Raw genomic sequence first — 23,233 nt, forward strand, 5'->3', positions numbered from 1 at the left:
CGCCGCGCCTTCCGTGCGTGCGGCACACCATCAGAGTGAGGAACATGAACAAGACCGATCGTCAGGCCGCCCTCGAATATCACGAATTCCCCACCCCGGGCAAGATTTCGGTGACGGCCAGCAAGCCGCTCGTCACCCAGCGCGACCTCGCGCTCGCCTATACGCCGGGTGTGGCCGTGGCCTGCGAGGAGATCGTCGACAATCCGCAGAACTCGTTCCGCTATACGGCGCGCGGCAATCTGGTGGGCGTGATCACGAACGGCACGGCCGTCCTCGGCCTCGGCAACATCGGCGCGCTGGCCTCGAAGCCGGTTATGGAAGGCAAGGCGGTGCTCTTCAAGAAGTTCGCCGGCATCGACGTGTTCGACATCGAAATCACCGAAAGCGATCCGGACAAGCTCGTGGACATCATCGCGAGCCTCGAAGCCACCTTCGGCGGCATCAATCTGGAAGACATCAAGGCCCCCGACTGCTTCACGGTCGAGCGCAAACTGCGCGAGCGCATGAAGATTCCGGTCTTCCACGACGATCAGCACGGCACCGCCATCACCGTTTCGGCCGCGTTCATGAACGGCCTGAAAGTGATCGGCAAGGACATTTCGAAGGTCAAGGTCGTGACCTCGGGCGCGGGCGCGGCGGCGCTGGCCTGTCTGGATCTCATGGTGGATCTGGGCCTGCCGCTCAAGAACATCTGGGTGACCGACATCGACGGCGTGGTCTACCAGGGCCGCACGACGCTCATGGACCCGGACAAGGAACGCTTCGCGCAGGACACCTCGGCGCGCTCGCTGTCCGACGTGATCGAAGGCGCGGACGTGTTCCTCGGCCTGTCGGCCGGCGGCGTGCTCAAGGCCGAAATGGTCAAGAAGATGGCGGACCAGCCGCTGATTCTCGCGCTTGCCAACCCCACGCCGGAAATCTTCCCCGAGGTCGCGCTCGAAGCGCGCCCGGACGCGGTGATCGCCACGGGCCGTTCGGACTTCCCGAACCAGGTCAACAACGTGCTGTGCTTCCCGTACATCTTCCGCGGCGCACTCGATGTCGGTGCAACGACCATCACGCGCAACATGGAAATCGCGGCGGTGCACGCGATCGCCAAGCTCGCGGAAGAAGAGCTGAACGATTCGGTGGCGGCCGCATACGGCGCCTATGACCTGCGCTTCGGCCCGAAGTACCTGATTCCGAAGCCGTTCGACTCGCGTCTGATCGTGCGTATTGCGCCGGCCGTTGCGAAGGCGGCGATGGAAGACGGCGTGGCCACGCGTCCGATCGACGACTTCGCCGCCTACACGAACGAGCTTCAGCAGTTCGTGTATCACTCGGGCGCGTTCATGAAGCCGATTTTCGCGGCCGCGAAGCAGTTCGTGCGTGACGGCGGCAAGTCGCGCATCGTGTTCGCCGAAGGCGAGGAGGAGCGCGTGCTGCGCGCGGTGCAGGTGATCGTCGACGAGAAGCTTGCGCGTCCGATCCTGATCGGCCGTCCGGAAGTGCTGCTCGCCCGCATCGAGAAGTTCGGCCTGCGGCTGAAGCTCGGCGAAGACGTGGAAGTCACGAACCCCGAGTACGACGAGCGCTTCCACCAGTACTGGACGACCTATTGGGAACTGCGTTGCCGCGACGGCATTTCGAAGGAGATGGCGCGCGTGGAAATGCGCCGCCGCCTCACGCTGATCGGCGCGATGATGGTGCGCCTGGGCGACGCGGACGGCATGGTGTGCGGCACGGTGGGCGCGTATCACGACCACCTGCGCTTCGTCGACGAGGTGATCGGCAAGCAGCGCAACGCGAATACGTATGCGGCGATGAACATCCTGCTGCTCGACAAGCGCACGGTCGCGATCGTCGACACGCACGTGAACGACAACCCGAACGCCGAGCAGATCGCCGAATTCACGCTGGCCGCGGCACGCCAGATGGAATGGCTGAACCTGCAGCCGAAGGTAGCGCTGCTCTCGCGTTCGAACTTCGGCTCGGGCAGTTCGGCTTCGGGCACGAAGATGCGCGAAGTGCTCAAGCTGGTGACGGAAAAAAATCCCGACCTGGAAATCGACGGGGAAATGCACGGCGACTGCGCGCTGGACGAAGCCCTGCGCCTGCGCATCCTGCCGCATTCGAAGCTCAAGGGCGCGGCGAACCTGCTCGTGTGCCCGAACGTGGACTCGGGCAACATCGCCTACAACCTGCTCAAGACGGGTGCGGGCAGCAACGTGGCGGTCGGCCCGTTCCTGCTGGGCGTGAATGCGCCGGTGAACGTGCTGACGTCGAGCTCGACGGTGCGACGCATCATCAACATGGCCGCTTTGACCGTGTTGCAGGCGAACCGCGACTAAACGCAGGCACAGGACGCACACAGTGCGTCCCGATGAAAAACGCGCGATGGCTTCCGGCTGTCGCGCGTTTTTTTGCTTGGGCAGGTCAGGGCGCCGTTGCGGCGAGCTGTTCGTCGATCAGGCGGCAGGCCGCGCTGTAGCCGCCCATCAAGGCGTCGATATCGGAGTGGAAGGGCAGCCCGGCGGCGTTGTCGATTCTCAGGGGCGAGGGGACGGCGCGCTCGTCGATTGCCGCGATGCTCACCACCGCTGCATAGCGAGGCCGTTCGATTTCCAGGCGCTCGAGCGGGAGCGTGCCATTTGCTTCGACGCCAACGCGGATTGCGTAGCCGCGATATTCATAAGTGCGATTCATGACTGCATTGCCGTGCGGATTACAACCTGCAAGGGTACGGCGCGCGAGCTTAAGTCAACCTTAGGTAAGCACTGAATGAACTGGAAGAGACCTTTCTGCGCTGCGCATCAATCGAGGCAAGACGAAAGGCGCTGAAAGGCGTTGGTCGGTAAGGTGCATAAACAATTATCGTCCGACGATAAAAGCGTAATCGCAGGCGCCTTTCCTTAAGGTTCTCATCAGCCTGGAGCAGGCACGATCCCTTCACGCTGCCCAGCTTCGCGCGTTGCCATGCGCCTGACATTCGCGAGGCGTAGGGTATAACCAGCCAGACTCGATATCGTTGTCCGCGCAACTTTCTGGAGTGCAACCCCATGAAGCCGCCGACCGATCGCCTGCACGCCTACCTGTTCGTCGCTTCGCTTTCGGCGATCCTCATTCAGGTCGCCGTGTTCATTTCCATTCTTCTGCTGCACGTGCCGGAACGCGCCTTCGAATCGTCGCCGTTTCGCGTGGCCGTGGTCGCCGCAATCGGCTGCGTGCTGCTCGTCGTGCGCAGGCAGGCGCGGCGCGCCACGCGCGAGGCCGAGTCCCGCAACCGCAGTCAGGCGAAGCGGCGTGCCACGCGCGCGGCGTGCGCCTCGAAGCGCGCGGCACGCGCGCCGCTGCGGGCGCGCCATCTCCGCAATGCCATGACGGCGGCTGCGGCCCGCCCGAGCGCACGTTGAGTCGCGAGGCGCGCGCTCGCCTCAGCCGTCCACCGGCGGGGCGGGCATCTCCAGATTGAGCTGGTAAAACGCGGCGTCGAGCCAGCGTCCGAACTTGAATCCCGCTTCCTTGATCGTGCCCGAGTGCGTGAAGCCCAGCTTGACGTGCAGCGCGATGCTGCCGGCATTGGCGGCGTCGATGCAGCCGACGATCACGTGAATCTGTTCCTCACGGGCGCGGCGGATCAACTCGAGCAGCAGGCGTTCGCCGAGGCCACGGCCGCGCTGGTCGCGGTGCACGTAGACGCTGTGCTCGACCGTGTACTTGTTGGCGGGAAACGCGCGAAACGTGCCCCAGCTCGCGAAGCCGAGCAGCGTGCCGGCCTCGTCTACGGCGCCCACCACCGGAAAACCGTTCGCGCGCTTGGTGCCGAACCACGTGACCATGGCCTCGGGCGGACGCGGCTTGTAGTCGTAGAGCGCGGTCGAATTGACGATCGCGTCGTTGAGGATCTCGAGAATCGCCGACGCGTGGTCCGTTTCGTTGCAATCGATGAAGCGCACGCCATCGCTGCGTGAGTTCGAATTCATGGGGAATCCTCTTTAAATGGATAGGGTGGAAGATCGAGGCGAATGACGCGGGTTCAGAGTCCGCTCGCGTCGCAAATCGCGACGACGTAACGCGCGGCCTGCGAACCGGGATTGCTGAAGATGAGCGGCTGATCGAGCCGCATGGCGAGGCAATCGCCCGCATGAAGCGCATGGCGTTCGGTGCCCAGTTCCACGTCGATCCGTCCTTCCATCACCCAGACCTGCTGGTGAATCACAGTCTCGCGGCTGCCCGTTTCGTAGGCTACGCGCGCGCCGGCCGGGAAATCCACTTCGACCAGCTGGATCGGCGAAGGCCAGTTGGGCGGCGACACGCTCCGGCGCGTATAGCCCGATTGCGGGTCGCGCCACTGTGCCTGCTGCGCACGGCGTACCAGCGGCTCGGCGGGCGTGCTCTCGCCGCTGGCGCCGAACAGGCTCGCCATCGAGACCGACAGCCCCGCCGCGAGCTTTTCGAGCACTACGGCCGTGGGGCTGGCGGCGCCGCGCTCGATCATCGAGATCATCGAACGGCTCACGCCGCTGCGCGCGGCCAGCGCGTCGAGCGTGAGGCCGCGCGTGGCGCGCAGGTCGCGCACGCAGCGGGCAATGCGCTCGTTGATGCCGGCGTCGGTCGGGGTATCCATGGGGTTCGTTTCCAAGATGATGGAGTCATTATCCAGTAAATTGGAAATTACGGTCAATAAAAAAGCGTGCGGCCCGGCATCAGGGCCACACGCTCGACGAGCGTTAAGCCTTTTCCGGCAGGAACCAGTTCATCACGAGCGCGCAAATGCCGCCCGTTGCGACGCCCGACTCCAGCACGTTCTTGAGCGCATGCGGGAGGCTGGTCAGAATCTCCGGCACCTGCGAGACGCCCAGGCCCAGTGCCAGCGACACGGCGATGATGAGCAGCGCGCGGCGGTCGAGGCGCGTGCCCGCGAGGATGTTGATGCCCGAAGCGGCCACCGCGCCGAACATCACCATGGCTGCGCCGCCCAGCACGGGTTCGGGTACGGCCTGCAGCAAGCCGGCCACGGGCGGGAAGAGGCCCAGCACGACGAGCATGCCCGCGATCCAGAGGCCAACGTGGCGGCTGGCAATGCCGGTGAGCTGGATGACGCCGTTGTTCTGCGCGAACACGGAGCTGGGAAACGTGTTGAAGAAGCCCGCGAGCAGCGAGTTGAAGCCGTTCACGAGCACGCCGCCCTTGATGCGCCGCATCCACACCGGGCCTTCCACCGGCTCCTTCGACACCTTGCTGGTGGCGGTGACGTCGCCGATCGCTTCGAGCGAGGTCACGAGGTAGATGATCAGCATCGGCACGAAGAGCGACCACGAGAAGCCCAGGCCGAAATGCAGCGGGGTCGGAATCTGGAACAGCGCGGCTTCGCGCGCGCCGGTGAAGTCGAGCCGACCCATTGCGCCCGCAACGATATAGCCGATGGCGAGTGCGATGACGAGCGCCGTGCTGCGCACCCAAACGACGGGCACGCGGTTGAGCACGATGATGGTGCCGAGCACGAGGCCCGAGAGCGTGAGGTTCTGGACGCTCGCGAAGTTGCCTTTGGCGATGGCGCCATAGCCGCCGCCCATGCTGATCAGGCCGACCTTGATGAGCGTGAGGCCGATCAGCAGCACGACGATGCCGGTGACGAGCGGGGTGATGAGCCGCTTGATGAAGGGCAGGATGCGCGACACCGCCATTTCGACGAACGAACCCGCAATGACGACGCCTAAGATGGCGGCCATCACGGTTTCGACGGCCGTGCCCTGCTTGACCATCAGGCTGCCGCCCGCGATGAGCGGGCCGACGAAGTTGAAGCTCGTGCCCTGCACGATGAGCAGGCCCGCGCCGAGCGGCCCGACGCGCTTGCATTGCAGGAACGTGGCGATGCCGGAAATCACCAGCGACATCGAGACGATCAGCGTGGTGTCGCGGCTGGAGACGCCCAGCGCCTGGCAGATCAGGAGCCCTGGCGTCACGATCGGCACGAGGATCGCGAGCAGATGCTGGAGCGCGGCCACGAAGGCGATGGTGGGCGCGGGGCGGTCGTTGGGGCCGTAGACGAGGTCGTGGGTGAGTTCGGTGTCGTTCGCTTCGCGGGCAGCGGCGGGCGAGGTCGATGGAGCGGAGTGCATCGGGCGCGGCGGGGGAATAGAGAAAGCGCAGCATTTTAACGGAAGCTTCGGAGCAACCCTGGGCGCGCCTGCTTCAGGGCGCGCCCGCGTTCCGCTACTTGCCGTTGCGCGCCCGCGCCTGCTCGGCGAGCGCCTTGTAGTCGTAGGTCGGATAAAACTCCGTGTGATAGCCGCCCCATGCGGTTTCCTCGATCGCGCGGTTCACCTCGCGCAGCCGGTCGGCCGGCACCCGCAGCGTCACGACCTGGCCGATCCCCATCATCACGTACCACGAGACCACTTCGATGCCGGGCGGCGGAAAGGCCTTGTAGAAGCCCTGTTCCGCGAGTTGCTGATTGATCTTCGGCAGCGGCTTCGACTCGTCGTGCTTCAGGAAGATCGTCAGGAGGAAGGTGCCGTCGCCGGCTGGCGTGGCGGAGGCGGCGGGCGCCGTCGCGCCGGGGTTCGTTTGCGCGGCGGCGGGAAGCGGGTTCAGCAGCGGGGCCCACAGCGGGGCCAGCATGGCGGCGACGGCGACGCCTGCTATCCATTTGCGTACGGCATGCATCGGCTTTCTCCTGATTCGGGTGGGCAAGCCCTTACAATAGGTCGGTCCTCACTTGCATGCCAAACGAGCCAATGACACGAGATCCTCGCCTCACCCTGAACGCGCGCCAGCAGGCAATGCTCGAATGGGTGCAACGCGACGGCTTCGTCACGGTCGACGATCTCGCCTCGCATTTCGACGTCACGCCGCAAACCATTCGCCGCGACGTGAACTGGCTCGCCGACATGAATCTGCTGCGCCGCTATCACGGCGGCGCGAGCCTGCCCACGAGTGCGGAGAACGTCTCGTACAGTGCACGGCAGCACATGTTCCACGAGGAGAAGCGCCGCATCGCGGCCCTGGCGGCCCAGCACATTCCCGATCAGGCCTCGCTCTTCATCAACCTCGGCACCACGACCGAGGAAGTCGCGCGCGCGCTCAATCATCATCAGGGACTGCGCGTCGTCACGAACAACCTCAACGTGGCGAGCGTGATGAGCGGCTATCCCGACTGCGAAGTGATGATCACGGGCGGCGTCGTGCGACCCTGGGACAAAGGCATCGTCGGCGAGCACACCATCGACTTCATCCGCCAGTTCAAGGTGGATTACGCGATCATCGGCACCTCGGCCATCGAGACCGACGGCACGCTGCGCGACTTCGACACGCGCGAAGTCCGCGTGGCGCAGGCCATCATCGAGCATGCGCGCACGGTCTACCTCGTGGCCGACCATTCGAAGGTCGGCCGCCCGGCGCTCGTGCGCCAGGGGCACCTGAGCCAGATCCACGCGCTCTTCACCGACCAGCCGCTGCCCGAGGAAATGAACGAGGCGGTTCTCGCCGCGGGCACGCAGGTTCACGTCGCCGCATAAGCCGCGGGGTTTTCGTACGCGTTTTTTCCGGGCGCGTCGTCTGCGCCTTTTCTCCATTTCCGATCTGCCATCCAACGCGCTTCGCGAGCGGGCGGGGTGCTGCCCATCGGGCGCGCAAGGCCCGTTTTCATTCGCGCCTGACGAACGTTCGATAATGTCCGATGTATGTTCGTTTACGCACTGCTTTCGGTCAAAAGCCCGAAAACCGAACCTTTACTTTTTCGTTCATGTTCGATAAATTTCGAATTCGAACATTTCGAGGTTCGTTTTTCTTTCAGGGACACAGCAGGGTGACTCAACAGAACCGGTACGATCTGCTCGTCGTGGGCGGCGGGATCAACGGCGCGGGCATCGCGCGCGACGCGGCCGGCCGCGGGTTGTCGGTGCTCCTTTGCGAGCAGGACGATCTCGCCTCGCATACCTCGTCGTGCAGCACCAAGCTGATTCACGGTGGGCTGCGCTATCTCGAGTACAGGGAATTCGGGCTCGTGCGCAAGGCGCTGCAGGAGCGCGAAACGCTGCTGCGCGCGGCGCCCCACATCATGTGGCCGCTGCGTTTCGTCATGCCGCACATGCCGAATCTGCGTCCCGCCTGGCTCATTCGCATGGGCCTCTTTCTCTACGACCATCTTGCGAAGCGCGAATTGCTGCCGGGTTCGCGCGGCATCGACATGCGCCGCCATGCGGCGGGTGAGCCGCTCATCGACTCGATCCAGCGCGGCTTCGTGTATTCGGACGGCTGGGTCGACGACGCGCGCCTCGTCGTGCTCAACGCGCTCGACGCGCAGGAGCGCGGCGCGCAAATCCTCACGCGCACGAAGCTCGTATCCGCCGTGCGCACGAACGCCACGAACGGCGCGCAAAGCGAATGGCAGGCGCTCCTGCGCCGCCCGGACGGCAGCACCTTCGACGTGCGCGCCCGCGCCATCGCCAACGCGGCCGGGCCGTGGGTGGGCGAGGTGCTCCACGGTGCGCTCGGGCGCGGCGCGCAGCACAGCGTGCGGCTCGTGAAGGGCAGTCATATCGTCACGAAGCGCCTGTTCGAGCACGACCACGCGTACATCTTCCAGAACCCGGACAAGCGCATCATCTTCGCGATTCCGTACGAGCACGACTTCACGCTCATCGGCACGACCGACGTGGAGTATCACCACGACCCCGCGAAGGTCTCGATCGACGGCGACGAAACGCGCTACCTGTGCGAGTCGATCAATCGCTATTTCAAGCGCAAGATCTCGCCGGCCGACGTGCGATGGACCTACTCGGGCGTGCGTCCGCTGCTCGAGGAAGAGGGCGCGGAGAATGCGTCCGCCGTCACGCGCGACTACAAGCTCGAACTCGACGAAACTGCCGGCGCGCCGCTGCTTTCGGTGTTCGGCGGCAAGATCACGACCTTCCGCAAGCTCGCGGAAGAGGCTTCGGACATGCTGTGTCGCGTGCTCGGCCACGCCGCGCCTTCGTGGACGGCCGGCGCGCCGCTGCCCGGCGGCGATATCGCGAACGCGCGTTTCGAGCCCTTTGCGCAGGACTTCGCGAGACGCCATGCGTGGCTGCCTGCACCGCTTGCGCGCCGCTACGCACGCGCATACGGCACGCGCGCCGAGCGGCTGCTCGACAACGCGCAATCGCTCGCGGGCCTCGGCTGCGAAGTCGCGCCGGGCATCTTCGAGGCCGAATTGCGCTACCTGCGCAACGCCGAATGGGCCACGCGCGCCGAAGACGTGTTGTGGCGCCGCTCGAAGCTGGGCCTGCATGTCGCGCCGGGCACGCTCAACGGCGTGGCCGCCGCAATCGATCACTGGTTTGCCGCAACAAGCGCGACGGCGACCGCGCAGCACTGAAGTTCGCCGGCATCACGCAAGGTAGGTCACGTACCCCCCACGCACTGTCCCCGCGGTGCGTCATCACAACTAGTACAGACGGAGATGAGAGACATGCAGGAACAGTACATTCTTGCGCTCGACCAGGGCACCACGAGTTCGCGCGCCATGCTTTTCGACCGCCAGGGCAACATCGTTTCGGTTGCCCAGAAAGAGTTCGAACAGATTTATCCGCAACCGGGCTGGGTCGAGCACGATCCGCAGGAAATCTGGTCGACCCAGGCGGGCGTCGCCGCCGAGGCCGTGACGCGCGCCGGCATGAACGGCACCAACATCGCCGCGATCGGCATTACGAACCAGCGCGAGACGACGATCGTCTGGGATCGGGAGACGGGCCATCCCGTCTATAACGCCATCGTTTGGCAGGACCGCCGCACGGCCGACTTCTGCGACTCGCTCAAGGCGCGCGGCCTCGAAGAGAAAGTGCGCGCGAAAACGGGTCTGCCGATCGATTCGTATTTCTCGGCAACCAAGATTCGCTGGATTCTCGACAACGTGCCCGGCGCACGCGAAAAAGCGCGTCAAGGCAAGCTCGCGTTCGGCACCGTGGACAGCTGGCTCGTGTGGAACTTCACGAAGCACGAACTGCACGTGACCGACGTGACGAATGCGTCGCGCACCATGCTCTTCAATATTCACACGCGCCAATGGGACGACGAGTTGCTCGACGCGCTCGAAATTCCGCGCAGCATGCTGCCCGAAGTCCGTTCGTCATCCGAAGTGTATGGTCCGACCAAGACCACGGTGTTCGCCTCGAAGATTCCGCTGGCCGGCATCGCGGGCGACCAGCAGGCCGCGATGTTCGGCCAGATGTGCACGAGCACGGGCATGGTGAAGAACACCTACGGCACGGGCTGCTTCCTGATGATGAACACGGGCACGAAGCCCATCGAGTCGAAGAACAACCTCGTCACGACGATCGCGTGGCAGATCGGCGACGAGGTCAACTATGCGCTCGAAGGCAGCATCTTCATCGCGGGCGCGGTGGTGCAGTGGCTGCGCGACGGTATGGGCATCATCAAGAGCGCGCCGGAAATCGAAGCGCTCGCCGCAAGCGTGCCGCATACGGACGGCGTGTACCTCGTGCCGGCGTTCGCGGGCCTCGGCGCGCCGCACTGGAACGCGCGCGCACGCGGGACGCTGTTCGGCGTGACGCGCGGCACGACCTCGGCGCATCTCGCGCGCGCGGCGCTCGATTCGATCGCCTACCAGTCGCTCGACGTGCTGGCGGCCATGGAAGCGGATTCGGGCATCAGCGTGGGCGAGCTGCGCGTGGACGGCGGCGCGAGCGCGAACAACCTGCTCATGCAGTTCCAGGCGGATCTGCTCGGCGTGGATGCGGTGCGCCCGAAGATCACCGAAACCACGGCGCTCGGCGCGGCCTACCTTGCAGGCCTCGCAACCGGCTACTGGCAGAACGTGGGCGAACTGCAGAGCCAGTGGAAGCTCGACCGCCGTTTCGCGCCGTCGATGCAGGGCGCGCAGGTCGACGCCTGTCGCGCAGGCTGGCAGCGTGCGGTGCGCGCGGCCAAGGCCTGGGCGGACGACTCGCACTGAGCCGCGAGTCAGCTTTACAACATACAAGCATAACTAATTAACATAACCCGCAGCGGGATCGCATGCGCTTCGTGCGCATGCACCGCGCGGGCAGAGAGAGACTACGACAATCATGTCACCCTATATTGCGGAATTCATCGGCACGGCCATTCTCGTGCTGCTCGGTAACGGCGCCGTAGCGAACGTGCTGCTGGCAAAAACGAAGGGCAAGGGCGCCGACCTCATCGTCATCGTGATGGGCTGGGCCATGGCCGTGTTCGTGGCGGTCTACGTGACTGCCTCGTTCAGCGGCGCGCACCTCAACCCGATCGTCACGATCAGCCTGGCGCTCGCGGGCAAGTTCGCGTGGTCGAAGGTCGGCGGTTATATCGCGGCGCAGATGCTCGGCGGCATGGCGGGCGCGCTGCTCGTATGGCTTGCCTATCGACAGCACTTCGCGAACGAAGCCGATCCGGATATCAAGCTCGCGGTGTTTTGCACGGCGCCCGCTATTCGCAGCAAGCGGCACAACGTGTTGACGGAAGCGATCTGCACCTTCGTGCTGATCCTGGGCGTGCTTTATCTGGCCTCGCCGCAGGTGGGTCTCGGCGCGCTCGACGCGCTGCCCGTCGGCCTGCTCGTGCTCGGCATCGGCATTTCGCTCGGCGGCCCGACCGGCTACGCGATGAGCCCGGCGCGCGATCTCTCGCCGCGCATCATGCACGCGCTGCTGCCGATCCCGGGCAAGCGCGACAGCGACTGGCGCTATGCGTGGATTCCGGTGTTCGGGCCGCTTGCCGGCGGTGCTGCGGCGGCCGGTCTCTATCACTACCTGCACGCGATGCACTGACCATGCTGTGACTCATGCCGCGCCTGCGAGCCAGGCGCGTTGCAGTGCACAAAGCCCGCGTACGCCACGGCGTTCGCGGGCTTCTGTTTTTCTGCGTACCCACGACACATAAGGCGACAAAGGGCGCGATCCGCTTTCGCTATCGCCTCATGCGGCTTTCGGATTGTTCGGCTATCGCGGCACCCCTATATTGGCTGTCAACGATCCATTCCAATATCAGGAGACGCCGCATGAAGCTGGTCCGCTGGGGCAGTAAGGGGGCTGAAAAGCCGGGTGTGATCGATAACGAGGGGCGCGTGCGCGATCTCTCCGGCGTCACGCTGGACGTCGCCGGTAACGGCCTCGGCGCGGCCGCGCTGCGCCAGCTCGCCGGACACGATCTCGCCGCCTTGCCGCTCGTTCCCGCCGACACCCGCCTGGGTCCGTGCGTGGGCAGCGTCGGCAAGATCGTCTGCGTGGGCCTCAATTATTCCGACCACGCCGCCGAATCCAATATGCCCGTCCCCACAGAGCCCGTGCTCTTCCTCAAGGCAACGAGTTCGATCACCGGCTCCAACGACGACGTGCTGATTCCCCCGGGCGCGATGAAGGTCGACTGGGAAGTCGAGCTGGGTGTGGTGATCGGCGAAGCAGCGCGCAATGTGCCGCGCGAGCGCGCGCTCGATTATGTGGCCGGTTATTGCGTGGTCAACGATGTTTCCGAGCGCGCATGGCAGATCGAGCGCGGCGGCCAGTGGGACAAGGGCAAGGGCTACGACACCTTCGCGCCGCTCGGCCCCTGGCTCGTCACGCGCGACGAGATCGCCGACCCGCAGGCGCTCGACATGTGGCTCGAAGTCGACGGCAAGCGTTACCAGAACGGCAACACGCGCACGATGATCTTCGACGTGGCCACGCTCGTTTCCTATATCAGCCAGTTCATGAGCCTGCAGCCCGGCGACGTGATCTCGACCGGCACGCCGCCGGGCGTCGGCATGGGGCAGAAGCCGGAACCCATCTATTTGCGCGCGGGACAGACCATGCGGCTGGGCGTGAGCGGCCTGGGTGAACAACAGCAACGCCTCGTGGCGGAACAAGGAGAGCAGGCGCAATGAATCAACTGGATCTGAACAATCGCGTGATGGTCGTGACGGGCGGCGCGCGCGGTCTGGGTTATGCCGTGGCGCAGCGGGCATTGCGTTCGGGCGCGTCGGTCGCGCTCTGGGACATCGACGCGGAACGGCTCGAACGCGCGCGCGCCGAGTTGTCGGAGCTGGGCAAGGTTTCGGTGGTGACGGTCGAACTGACCGACGAAGCCTCGGTCGAGGCAGCCGCACAGCAAACCGTGAAAACGCACGGCGCGATTCACGCGCTCGTGAACAGCGCGGGTATTACGGGCGGCAATGGTCTCACGTGGGAACTACCCGTCGACGTGTGGCGCCGCGTGATCGAAGTGAACCTGATCGGCAGCTACCTCACCTGCCGCGCCGTGGTGCCGCGCATGATCGAGCAGGGCTATGGACGCATCGTCAATATCGCCTCCGTGGCCGGCAAGGAAGGCAATCCGAATGCTTCGCACTACAGCGCATCGAAGGCCGGCCTCATCGGACTGACGAAGTCGCTCGGCAAGGAGCTGGCCACGAAGGGCGTGCTCGTCAATGCCGTGACGCCGGCGGCGGCCAAGACCGAGATTTTCGATTCGATGTCGCAGCAGCATATCGACTACATGCTCGCGAAGATCCCGATGAACCGCTTCCTCATGCCGGACGAAGCGGCTTCGATGATCGTCTGGCTCACGACGGAAGACTGCGCGTTCAGTACCGGCTCGGTATTCGATCTTTCGGGCGGGCGCGCGACATACTGAGGCGGGAAGCAGGACCCGCGCGCACCGGCCGGACAACGCGCGGGATCACGATAACGGCGCGGTGGTAACAGAAGAGCGCCGACAGGAGACATCGATGTCGATCGAGGCACCTACCTTGGCACCTACGCTGGCGGAAGCCGCGGGCCGCAAGGCCATGCGCCGCCTTTTGCCCTTCCTGCTCTTGATGTACGTGCTCGCGTTTCTCGACCGCGCGAACATCGGCTTCGCGCAAAAGGCGCTGTTGCACGATACGGGCCTTTCGGACGCGGCATTCGCTTTCGGCGCGGGCGTGTTCTTCGTCGGCTACGCACTCTTCGAAGTGCCGAGCAATCTCGCGCTGCACCGTGTGGGCGCGCGGATCTGGATGTGCCGCATCATGGTCACGTGGGGCATGATTTCCGCAGCGATGGCGTGGGTGCAGTCGCCCACTTCGTTCTATGTGCTGCGATTCCTGCTGGGCGTGGCCGAAGCGGGTTTCTTCCCCGGCATCATCTATTACCTCACGCAGTGGTTTCCGCAGTCCTCGCGGGCGCGCGCCATCGGCGTGTTTTATTTCGGCGCGCCGCTGGCCTTCATCTTCGGCGGGCCGTTGTCAGGACTCCTGCTCGAGATGCACGGCACCTTCGGGCTCGCAGGCTGGAAGTGGCTCTTTCTCGTAGAAGGCGGGCTGGCCTCGGCCGTGGGCGTGTGGGCCTTCTGGTATCTCGTCGATAAGCCCGGGGACGCGCGCTGGCTCTCCCCCGACGAGCGCCGCGCGCTCACGAGCGCGATCCAGCTCGACGCGCGCGAAGCCGCCGCGCACGGCCCGCGCGATGCGCTCGCCGCGCTGTTCGACCGCCGCGTGCTCGCCTATGCCGGCATCTATGCGCTGATCCAGATGAGCGTGTACGGCGTGATCTTTTTTCTGCCGCAACAGGTGGCCTCGCTCGTGGGCGCCTCTGTGGGCCTCGAGGTAGGCCTGCTCGCGGCCGTGCCCTGGCTGTGCGCCGTGGCGCTCACGTGGATCGTGCCGCGCCGCGCGGACCGCCTCGGAGGGCATCGCGCTTGGGCCGCGCGCCTGCTCGTGATGTCGGGCATCGGCATCGCCGTCTCGGGCCTGGCGGCAGGCCTTGGCGGCACCGCGGGCGCGATCGTCGCGATGCTCGGCCTGTGCTGCGCGGCGAGCGGCTTCATCGCGGCGCAGCCGCTCTTCTGGACCTTCCCGGCGCGCGATCTCGCGGGCGCGGCCTCGGCCAGCGGCATCGCGCTCATCAATTCGCTCGGCGGCCTGGGCGGCTTCATCGCGCCGATGCTGCGCGCCGCCGCCGACCGAAACTTTGCTTCCCACGCGGCGGGCCTCGAACTGCTCGGGCTTGCAAGCATTGCCGCCGCGCTGCTCATTCTTGTCGTCGCGCCGCGCGCCGTTGCGCCGGCGGCTCGCTCATTCGAGCCGCCCGTGCGGCGCGCGCGCTAATCCTCTACCCAGGAGCTACGTAACATGGCCATGCCAACCATCAAACACGTGCGAGCCTTCACCGTGCGCGGCGGCGGCGCCGACTATCACGATCAACCCGACGGCCACTGGATCGACGACCATATTTCCACGCCGATGGCGCGCTATCCCGAGTATCGTCAGAGCCGCCGCTCGTTCGGCATCGACGTGCTCGGGACACTCGTCGTGGAAATCGAGGCGAGCGACGGCACTGTGGGATTTGCCGTGACCACGGGCGGCGAGATCGGCGCATTCATCGTCGAGAAGCATCTCGCGCGTTTTCTTGAAGGGCAGCGCGTGACCGACATCGAGAAGATGTGGGATCAGATGTACTACGCCACGCTCTACTACGGCCGCAAGGGTGTCGTGCTCAACACCATCTCGGGCGTCGATCTCGCACTGTGGGACCTGCTCGGGCAGATCCGCAAGGAACCCGTGTATCAGTTGCTCGGCGGCCCCGTGCGCGACGAGCTGATGTTCTACGCCACCGGCGCGCGCCCCGATCTCGCGAAGGAAATGGGCTTCATCGGCGGCAAGCTGCCGCTGCTGCACGGTCCGGCCGAAGGCGAGGAGGGCCTCAGAAAGAACCTCGAACTGCTCGCCACCATGCGCGAGCGTGTGGGCGACGACTTCTGGCTCATGTACGACTGCTGGATGAGCCTCGACGTGCGCTATGCCACGCGCCTCGCCCAGGCCGCCAAAGAGTACGACCTCAAGTGGATCGAGGAATGCCTGCCGCCCGACGACTACTGGGGCTATGCCGAACTGCGCCGCAATGTGCCGCGCGGCATGATGGTTTCCACCGGCGAGCACGAAGCCACGCGCTGGGGCTTTCGCATGCTGCTGGAAATGGGCTGCTGCGACCTGATCCAGCCCGACGTGAACTGGTGCGGCGGCATGACCGAACTCATCAAGATCTCGGCGCTCGCCGACGCGCACAACGTGCTGGTCGTACCGCACGGCTCCTCGGTGTACAGCTATCACTTCGTCGTGACGCGCCATAACTCGCCGTTCGCGGAATTCCTCATGATGGCGCCGAAGGCCGACAAGGTGGTGCCGATGTTTACACCGCTGCTGCTCGACGAACCGGTGCCGGTGCAAGGACGGCTCAAGGTGCCGGATGCGCCGGGCTTCGGTGTGCGGCTCAATCCGGACTGCAAACTTTCCCGGCCATACACGCACTGAGCGCGCCGAACGCGCACCAGGCGAGGCTCATCACAAGCTACGAGGAGAAACACGTGCTGCTCAAGGACAAGGTGGTGATCGTCACCGGCGGTTCGCGCGGCATTGGCCGCGCCATTGCGATTACGAGCGCCCGCGAGGGCGCCGATGTCGCGATCAACTACTGGGGTGACAACGACGCCTCGTACGGCCGTCGCTCGGCGATCGACGAGGTGCTGGGCGAAATCGAGCGGCTAGGACGCCGCGCGCTCGCGCTGGAAGGCAACGTGGCCGCGCCGCAAACGGGCGTGGATCTCGTGCGCCAGACGGTGGAGCGCTTCGGCAAGGTCGATGTGCTCGCCAGCAATGCGGGCATCTGCCCGTTCCACTCGTTTCTCGACATGCCGCCCGCCGTGCTCGAACGCACGATAGGCGTGAACCTGAACGGCGCGTTCTACGTGACCCAGGCCGTCGCGCGGCAAATGAAGGAGCAGGGCACGGGCGGCGCGATCGTGGCGACGAGTTCGATCAGCGCGCTCGTGGGCGGCGGCATGCAGACGCACTACACGCCGACCAAGGCCGGCGTGCATTCGCTCATGCAGTCGTGTGCGATCGCGCTCGGGCCCTATGGCATACGCTGCAATTCGGTGATGCCGGGCACCATCGCCACCGACCTGAACGCCGAAGACCTGAGCGACGAAGGCAAGCGTGCGTACTTCGAAAAGCGCATTCCGCTCGGGCGGCTGGGCGCGCCCGAGGACGTGGCCGAATGCGTGGTGTTTCTCGCCTCGGACCGCGCGCGCTATGTGACGGGCGCCGCGCTGCTCGTGGACGGCGGGCTATTCGTGAATCTGCAGTGAGCCCTGGGCCCACACGTATCAATGAGGAGCGAGCACGACCGCGTGCGAACCATCGTGAGCGATATCGTCCATCTTGAAGGGCTGCGAAAAGCGCCGCAGCAAGCCGACGAAATGCTCGGCGGGCTCGGCGAGCGGCTCGTTCTTGCGCGTGAGCACGCCGTAGCCCGGCAGGCTCTTGCCGATTTCGAGCGGCAGCACGACGAGCAGCTTGCCGCGCACATGGTCGCGCACGACCGGCTCGGGCAGCATGGCCACGGCGTCGAAACTTTCGAGCAGTTGCAGCGTGGCGAAGATCGAGGCCGACTCGGTGAGATTGGCGGGCGTGCCGAGACCGGCGCGCGCGAGTTCGCCTTCGAACAATTCACGCGCGGGACTCGTGATGGGCTGCGCAACCCACGGCCAGTCCATCAGTTCCGCGAGCGTGACCTGTTCGCGCCGCGCAAGCGGATGGCGCGCGCGCACCACGAGCACGAGCGTTTCCCGCGCGATCGGTTCGAAGCTGAAATCGTTGTGCTGCAGCGGCGTAGTGAGGCGCCCGAGCGCGAGATCGACTTCGCGGCGATGCAGCAGCTGCACGACCTGGTCGCTCGTTTCGCCGAGGATGCGCACGTGCAGCAGCGGCCGTTCGGTCTTGAGCGTGGCGACGGCTTGCGCGAGCAGGTCGGGCGCGGCGCCCATGATCGCGCCCACGGTGAGCTGGCCGTGCCCGCCGCGGCGCTTCACGTCGAGGTCTTCGGCAAAGCGCGTGAGTTCGGCAAGCGCGCGGCGCGCGTAGGCGAGCGTGACGACGCCGAGCGCGGTGGGCTGCATGCCGCGGGCGTTGCGCTCGAAGAGCCGGAAGCCGAACGCTTCCTCGATGTCGCTCAGCATGCGGCTCGCGCTGGGCTGCGCCACGTTGATGGCATCGGCGGCCTGATGAACGTTGCGCGCGTCGTCGAGCGCGACGAGCAGGGCAAGGTGCTTGAATCTGAGCCGGTTGACGAGTGCGACGACGGAAGTGTGATGGTTCATGGAGCGATCCGGTTTGTGCATCGCCCGATCCCAACATCGGATTGGTTGGCTATCGATGCGGGAATTATAGTCGGATCACAACGCAGCTAACCACGTAAAAACGCGTGCAACCGCGCACCGCGAAGCCAGGGCAAACACCGAGTCGACGCGTGCCCCTGCTTCGCATGAGCGGTACAAGCGCACGACGTATCAAGGCTGGACGGAGACACGATCATGGAGACAATTGCGTTTCGCATGCAGCTCGATCCCGGCAAGCGGCACGAATACGAGCGGCGTCACCGCGAAATCTGGCCCGAACTGGCGAGCGCGCTGCGCGATGCGGGCGTAAAAAATTACCGCATCTTTCTCGACGAAGCGACGCACCATCTCTTTGCCGTGCTCGAGCGCCGCGACGATCACACCATGGACGCGCTGCCCGAGCTGCCCGTCATGCGCAAATGGTGGGATTACATGGCCGACATCATGCAGACGGATGCCCACAACGTGCCGCTGCAACAGCCGCTCGTGCAGGTCTTTCATTTGCCTTGAGCACACGCGAGGAACATGCCATGCAGGTCGTCGATCCGCACGTCCACTTCTGGAACCTCGATACGCATCATTACCCGTGGCTCGCGAATCCGGGCACGTCGTTCGTCTGTGATGCGCGCGAACTCAAGCACAACTATCTGCCCGCCGACTTGTTGCGCGAGGCCGGCGACATCGACGTGCTCAAGGTCGTGCATGTCGAAGCGAATCACGACCCGGACGATCCGGTGGAAGAAACGCGCTGGCTGGAAGGGCTCGCGGATATTGCCAAGAATGCGGGGGAGCCACGTGCGTTGCCCGACGCGATCGTCGCGGCCTGCGATCTCAGTTCGCCCAATGCGCCTGCGCTGCTCGAGGCGCACGCGGCGTTTGCGCGTACGCGCGGCATTCGCCAGATTCTCAACGTTCACGAGAACCAGCTCTACGACTACGTGGGGCGGCATTACATGCGCGAGGCGGCGTGGCGCGAGAACTTCGCGCTGCTGGAGAAGCACGGTCTGTCGTTCGACCTGCAGCTATATCCCTCGCAGATGGAGGAGGCCGCCGCGCTCGCGCGTGCGCATCCCGGCATTCAGCTCGTGATCAACCACGCGGGCATGTTCGTCGACCGCAGCAGCGTGGCGGGCTACCGCGCGTGGCGCGACGGCCTGCGCCTGCTTGCGGCATGCCCGAACGTGGCCGTGAAGATCAGCGGACTGGCGATGTTCGACCATGCATGGAGCGTCGAAAGCCTGCGGCCTTATGTACTGGAAACGATCGACGCGTTCGGCGCGGATCGCGCGATGTTCGCCTCGAACTTTCCGGTCGACCGCCTGTTCGGCGGCTATTCGAAGCTTTGGCATGCGTATGCGTCGATCGTGAGCGGCGCCAGCGAGAGCGAACATACGGCGCTGTTTCGCGGCAACGCGGAACGTATCTACCGTATTTGAGTGTGCGCGCAACGACATGGAGACAGGCGTGGAAGCAAAAGCAAAAAGCAGGTCCGGCGACACTCCGCGGCTCGAACTGCGTAACGCGAGCAAGTCGTTCGGGCGCGTGCGCGCGCTCATCGACGGCAGCCTGAGCCTCATGCCCGGCGAGGTGCACGCGCTGCTCGGCGAAAACGGCGCGGGCAAGTCGACGCTCGTGAAGATCCTCGCGGGCGTGTATCAGCCCGATGGCGGCGCAATGCGCATCGACGGCGTGGAGCGCGCGTTCGCGACGCCCGCTCAGGCGCGCGACGCCGGTATCGCGGTAATTTATCAGGAACCCACACTGTTCTTTGATCTGTCGATCGCGGAGAACATCTACATGGGGCGTCAGCCCGTGGATCGCGTGGGCCGCATCGACTACGAAACGATGCATCGCGAGGTCGCGGCGCTGCTCCAGTCGCTCGGCGTCGAATTGAAGCCCGAACGGCTCGTGCGCGGACTTTCGATCGCGGACCAGCAGGTGATCGAAATTGCGAAGGCGCTTTCGCTCAACGCGAACGTACTCATCATGGACGAGCCCACGGCGGCGCTCTCGCTGCCCGAGGTCGAGCGGCTCTTTACGATCGCGCGCACGCTGCGCGACCGTGGCGTGGCGATTCTTTTCATCACGCACCGGCTCGAAGAAGTCTTCGCGCTCACGCAGCACGTGACCATCATGCGCGACGGCGCCAAGGTGTTCGACGCGCCCACGGCCACGCTCAAGACCCAGGACATCGTCGCGAAGATGGTGGGACGCGACCTTGCGACGTTCTACCCGAAGGCGGACGTGCAACCGGGCGAAGTGATGCTGCGCGTGCGCGGCCTCACGCGCCGCGGCGTCTTCAAGGACATTTCGTTCGACGTGCGCGCGGGCGAGATCGTCGCGCTCGCGGGGCTCGTGGGCGCGGGGCGCAGCGAAGTGGCGCGCGCGATATTCGGCATCGATCCGACCGACGCGGGGCAGGTGCAGATCGCGGGCAAGCCGCTGGCCTCCGGCATGCCCGCTGCCGCCGTGAAGGCCGGCCTCGCGCTCGTGCCCGAGGACCGGCGTCAGCAAGGTCTCGCGCTCGAACTGAGCATTGCGCGCAACGCCTCGCTCACGGTGCTCGGGCGGCTCGTGCGCTTCGGCCTCATCTCCACGGGGCGCGAAGTGGAGCTGGCCGGGCAATGGGGCAAGCGTCTGCGTCTGAAGGCGAGCGATCTGAACGCGCCGGTGGGCACGCTCTCCGGCGGCAACCAGCAGAAGGTGGTGCTCGGCAAGTGGCTCGCCACCGGGCCGAAGGTGCTCATCATCGACGAACCGACGCGCGGCATCGACGTGGGTGCGAAGGCCGAAGTCTACGGCGCGCTCGCGGAACTCGTGAAAGAGGGCATGGCCGTGCTGATGATTTCTAGCGAACTGCCCGAGGTGATCGGCATGGCCGACCGCGTGCTCGTCATGCACGAAGGCCGCATCACCGCCGATATCGCACGTGCCGATGCCAACGAAGAGCGCATCATGAGCGCCGCGCTCGGCGAAACCAACATTCATCTGGGGCACGCCGCATGATGCGCCATTCCACTTCTCCTCATCCCCTGCACGGCGGCGAGCCGCGCCCGCAGCGGCGCAACGCGGGTGCATTGGCCGAAGCGCTGGCGCGCAGCCGCGAGACCACGCTGTTCGTGGTGCTGATGCTGATCGTGGGCGGTACGGCGCTCGCCCGGCCGCAATTCCTCAACCTGCAGAATCTGCGCGACGTGCTGCTCAACGTCTCCATCGTGAGCTTGCTCACGGCGGGCATGACGATCGTGATCCTGATGCGCCATATCGATCTCTCGATCGGCTCGACGGTCGGCATCAGCGCCTATGGCGTGGGCAGTCTCTACGTCGCGTTCCCGCACATGCCTGTGCTCGTGGCGCTGGTCGCGGGGCTCGCCATCGGACTCGTGGCCGGCGCGATCAACGCGCTGCTCGTGGCCGTGGGGCGCGTGCCGTCGCTCGTCGCGACGCTCTCCACGCTCTACATCTTCCGCGGCGCCGATTACGCGTGGGTGCATGGCGGCCAGATCAACGCCACGAGCCTGCCCGACGCGTTTTCGCGGCTCGCCACGGGCTCGGTGCTCGGCGTTCCGGTGTTGGCGCTCATCGCGATCGTGCTGCTTGCTGCGCTCTCCGTGTATCTGAAGCAGTTCCGGCCGGGCCGCGAATACTACGCGATCGGCTCGAACCCGGAAGCGGCGCGCCTTGCCGGTATCAACGTGGAACGGCGCGTCGCGACGGGCTTCTTGATCAGCGGCGCGATAGCGGGCCTGGCCGGCGCGCTGTGGCTCGCCCGCTTCGGCACCGTGGACGCGAGCACCGCCAAGGGAATCGAGCTGCAGGTGGTGGCGGCCGCCGTGGTCGGCAGCGTGGCGATCACGGGCGGCGTGGGCACGATACTCGGCGCGACGCTCGGTGCGCTCGTGCTGGGCGTGATCAGCATCGCGCTCGTGGTGCTGCACGTCTCGCCGTTCTGGGAGCAGGCGATCCAGGGCGCGCTGATCGTGGCCGCCATCGCCGCCGATACGCTGCTCGCCCGCTCCGTGGCAAAACGCATGATGAGGAAACGCGACCATGGCTAAGAACGCCCCGAAACCCGACGCCGCGCTGCTCACGCGCAAGCCCGGCTTGCCGCTCAGTTGGGAAGCGCTGCTCGTCGTCATTCTCGTTGCATCGCTGGTGGTGGGGCGCGTGCTCTCGCCCGTGTTCCTCACGGGGGCGAATATCAGCAACGTGCTCGCGGACCTCACCGAAGTCGCGCTCATGGCCTTGCCGATGACGCTCATCATCGTCGCCGCCGAAATCGACCTTTCGGTGGCCTCCGTGCTCGGCGCCTCGAGCGCCTTGCTGGGTGTGCTCTGGCACATGGGCTTGCCGATGCCGGTCGCCATGGCGCTCGTGCTCGTGGCAGGCGGCCTCGCGGGTCTCTTCAACGGGCTCGTGATCGTGAAGCTCAATCTGCCTTCGCTCGCGGTGACGATCGGCACGCTCGCGCTGTTTCGCGGGCTGGCCTACGTGTTGCTCGGCGATCAGGCGATTGCCGACTTCCCGCCCGCTTATACGCTCTTTGGCATGAGCAACCTGGGCAACACGTTCATCCCGTTGCCGTTCCTGATCGTCGCGGCGTGCGCGATCGTGTTCACGATATGGCTGCAGGCCACGGCGTTCGGCCGCAGCCTCTTCGCGATCGGTGCGAACACCACGGCCGCGTCGTTCTCGGGCATCGACGTGCCGAAGATCAAGCTGCGCCTCTTCGTGCTCTCGGGCGTCATGAGCGCGCTCGCGGGCATCGTCTATACGTTGCGCTTCACGAGCGCGCGCGGCGACAACGGCGAAGGCTTCGAGCTTTCGGTGATCGCGGCGGTGCTGTTCGGCGGCGTGAGCATTTTCGGCGGGCGCGGGTCGATGTACGGCGTGCTGCTCTCGCTCCTGATCGTCGGTGTACTGAAGAATGCGCTCACGCTCGTCGATGTGTCGAGCGAAACGCTCACGGTCGTGACCGGGGCGCTGCTGCTGGCTTCGGTGCTGATCCCGAATCTCGCTGCGCGCTGGCGCACGATGCGTGACCGGCGCGCACTGGCGCGGGCGGCATGAACGAGGTGTGAAGAAGGGCAAGGAAGTCAAGAGG

General features: G+C 65.5%; 22 protein-coding genes. 16 read left to right on the forward strand and 6 right to left on the reverse strand.

Features of this window, described 5'->3' with window-relative positions:
* Window positions 1-44 precede the first annotated feature (44 nt).
* Window positions 45-2,330, forward strand: a complete 2,286-nt coding sequence (locus tag AB4Y36_RS30415) for an NADP-dependent malic enzyme (RefSeq protein WP_069266118.1) — start codon at window positions 45-47, stop codon at window positions 2,328-2,330.
* 85 nt (window positions 2,331-2,415) lie between these two features.
* Here AB4Y36_RS30415 and AB4Y36_RS30420 read toward each other — a convergent pair whose 3' ends face one another.
* On the reverse strand, window positions 2,416-2,685 hold the full coding sequence (locus AB4Y36_RS30420; RefSeq protein ID WP_069266117.1) for a hypothetical protein: 270 nt from the start codon (window positions 2,683-2,685) through the stop codon (window positions 2,416-2,418).
* 353 nt (window positions 2,686-3,038) lie between these two features.
* On the opposite strand from AB4Y36_RS30420, the gene AB4Y36_RS30425 reads away from it, so the two are divergent.
* A complete protein-coding gene (locus AB4Y36_RS30425) occupies window positions 3,039-3,392 on the forward strand; it encodes a hypothetical protein (protein WP_368603409.1) in 354 nt (117 codons plus the stop codon).
* Window positions 3,393-3,413: 21 nt separating this feature from the next.
* Here AB4Y36_RS30425 and AB4Y36_RS30430 read toward each other — a convergent pair whose 3' ends face one another.
* The 4 genes from AB4Y36_RS30430 to AB4Y36_RS30445 form a co-directional block, all read right to left on the reverse strand.
* The gene (locus AB4Y36_RS30430; protein WP_069266115.1) at window positions 3,414-3,962 is read right to left on the reverse strand and encodes a GNAT family N-acetyltransferase; all 549 of its coding nucleotides are present in this window, start codon (window positions 3,960-3,962) and stop codon (window positions 3,414-3,416) included.
* A gap of 53 nt (window positions 3,963-4,015) precedes the next feature.
* Entirely contained in the window at window positions 4,016-4,606 is a 591-nt protein-coding gene (locus AB4Y36_RS30435) for a helix-turn-helix domain-containing protein (RefSeq protein WP_368684943.1), read from the reverse strand.
* Window positions 4,607-4,709: 103 nt separating this feature from the next.
* The gene (locus AB4Y36_RS30440) at window positions 4,710-6,101 is read right to left on the reverse strand and encodes a uracil-xanthine permease family protein (protein ID WP_368684944.1); all 1,392 of its coding nucleotides are present in this window, start codon (window positions 6,099-6,101) and stop codon (window positions 4,710-4,712) included.
* A gap of 94 nt (window positions 6,102-6,195) precedes the next feature.
* A complete protein-coding gene (locus AB4Y36_RS30445; protein ID WP_368684945.1) occupies window positions 6,196-6,648 on the reverse strand; it encodes a hypothetical protein in 453 nt (150 codons plus the stop codon).
* 71 nt (window positions 6,649-6,719) lie between these two features.
* Here AB4Y36_RS30445 and AB4Y36_RS30450 point away from each other — a divergent pair, with 71 nt between their 5' ends.
* From AB4Y36_RS30450 to AB4Y36_RS30490, 9 genes are all read left to right on the forward strand, one after another.
* On the forward strand, window positions 6,720-7,499 hold the full coding sequence (locus AB4Y36_RS30450) for a DeoR/GlpR family DNA-binding transcription regulator (protein ID WP_069266111.1): 780 nt from the start codon (window positions 6,720-6,722) through the stop codon (window positions 7,497-7,499).
* A gap of 290 nt (window positions 7,500-7,789) precedes the next feature.
* Window positions 7,790-9,340: a glycerol-3-phosphate dehydrogenase gene (gene glpD, locus AB4Y36_RS30455; RefSeq protein ID WP_368603413.1), complete on the forward strand. Its 1,551-nt coding sequence runs from the start codon at window positions 7,790-7,792 to the stop codon at window positions 9,338-9,340.
* A 93-nt stretch (window positions 9,341-9,433) separates the two neighbouring features.
* On the forward strand, window positions 9,434-10,936 hold the full coding sequence (glpK, locus tag AB4Y36_RS30460) for a glycerol kinase GlpK (protein WP_368684946.1): 1,503 nt from the start codon (window positions 9,434-9,436) through the stop codon (window positions 10,934-10,936).
* A gap of 112 nt (window positions 10,937-11,048) precedes the next feature.
* Window positions 11,049-11,765, forward strand: a complete 717-nt coding sequence (locus AB4Y36_RS30465) for an MIP/aquaporin family protein (protein ID WP_028203061.1) — start codon at window positions 11,049-11,051, stop codon at window positions 11,763-11,765.
* A 230-nt stretch (window positions 11,766-11,995) separates the two neighbouring features.
* Window positions 11,996-12,859: a fumarylacetoacetate hydrolase family protein gene (locus tag AB4Y36_RS30470; protein WP_368684947.1), complete on the forward strand. Its 864-nt coding sequence runs from the start codon at window positions 11,996-11,998 to the stop codon at window positions 12,857-12,859.
* Window positions 12,856-13,608 (forward strand): SDR family NAD(P)-dependent oxidoreductase, encoded by a 753-nt coding sequence (locus AB4Y36_RS30475; protein ID WP_069266107.1) that lies wholly within the window; start codon window positions 12,856-12,858, stop codon window positions 13,606-13,608. Before AB4Y36_RS30470 ends, AB4Y36_RS30475 begins: the two co-directional genes overlap by 4 nt.
* Window positions 13,609-13,702: 94 nt before the next feature.
* Window positions 13,703-15,061, forward strand: coding sequence for an MFS transporter (locus AB4Y36_RS30480; RefSeq protein WP_368684948.1), 1,359 nt, complete (start codon window positions 13,703-13,705; stop codon window positions 15,059-15,061).
* A 24-nt stretch (window positions 15,062-15,085) separates the two neighbouring features.
* Complete coding sequence (rhmD, locus tag AB4Y36_RS30485) at window positions 15,086-16,264, forward strand: L-rhamnonate dehydratase (RefSeq protein ID WP_342947114.1); 1,179 nt, start codon at window positions 15,086-15,088, stop codon at window positions 16,262-16,264.
* A 53-nt stretch (window positions 16,265-16,317) separates the two neighbouring features.
* Window positions 16,318-17,100 carry an SDR family NAD(P)-dependent oxidoreductase gene (locus AB4Y36_RS30490; protein WP_368603418.1) on the forward strand — a complete coding sequence of 261 codons (783 nt, stop codon included), beginning with the start codon at window positions 16,318-16,320 and terminating at the stop codon, window positions 17,098-17,100.
* 18 nt (window positions 17,101-17,118) lie between these two features.
* Here AB4Y36_RS30490 and AB4Y36_RS30495 read toward each other — a convergent pair whose 3' ends face one another.
* Window positions 17,119-18,111 (reverse strand): LysR family transcriptional regulator, encoded by a 993-nt coding sequence (locus tag AB4Y36_RS30495; RefSeq protein ID WP_069266186.1) that lies wholly within the window; start codon window positions 18,109-18,111, stop codon window positions 17,119-17,121.
* A gap of 213 nt (window positions 18,112-18,324) precedes the next feature.
* Here AB4Y36_RS30495 and rhaM point away from each other — a divergent pair, with 213 nt between their 5' ends.
* The 5 genes from rhaM to AB4Y36_RS30520 are packed head-to-tail and all read left to right on the forward strand — an operon-like array spanning window position 18,325 to window position 23,199.
* Window positions 18,325-18,639 (forward strand): L-rhamnose mutarotase, encoded by a 315-nt coding sequence (gene rhaM / locus AB4Y36_RS30500; protein ID WP_368684949.1) that lies wholly within the window; start codon window positions 18,325-18,327, stop codon window positions 18,637-18,639.
* Between the two features lie 20 nt (window positions 18,640-18,659).
* Window positions 18,660-19,565: an amidohydrolase gene (locus AB4Y36_RS30505; protein ID WP_368684950.1), complete on the forward strand. Its 906-nt coding sequence runs from the start codon at window positions 18,660-18,662 to the stop codon at window positions 19,563-19,565.
* A 16-nt stretch (window positions 19,566-19,581) separates the two neighbouring features.
* Complete coding sequence (locus AB4Y36_RS30510) at window positions 19,582-21,135, forward strand: sugar ABC transporter ATP-binding protein (protein ID WP_368684951.1); 1,554 nt, start codon at window positions 19,582-19,584, stop codon at window positions 21,133-21,135.
* Window positions 21,132-22,187: an ABC transporter permease gene (locus tag AB4Y36_RS30515; protein ID WP_368684952.1), complete on the forward strand. Its 1,056-nt coding sequence runs from the start codon at window positions 21,132-21,134 to the stop codon at window positions 22,185-22,187. Before AB4Y36_RS30510 ends, AB4Y36_RS30515 begins: the two co-directional genes overlap by 4 nt.
* Window positions 22,180-23,199: an ABC transporter permease gene (locus AB4Y36_RS30520; protein ID WP_368684953.1), complete on the forward strand. Its 1,020-nt coding sequence runs from the start codon at window positions 22,180-22,182 to the stop codon at window positions 23,197-23,199. Before AB4Y36_RS30515 ends, AB4Y36_RS30520 begins: the two co-directional genes overlap by 8 nt.
* The last annotated feature ends 34 nt before the right edge of the window (window positions 23,200-23,233 follow it).

Source organism: Paraburkholderia sp. BR10936, from assembly GCF_040965735.1.
Classification (GTDB): Bacteria; Pseudomonadota; Gammaproteobacteria; order Burkholderiales; family Burkholderiaceae; genus Paraburkholderia; species Paraburkholderia nodosa_A.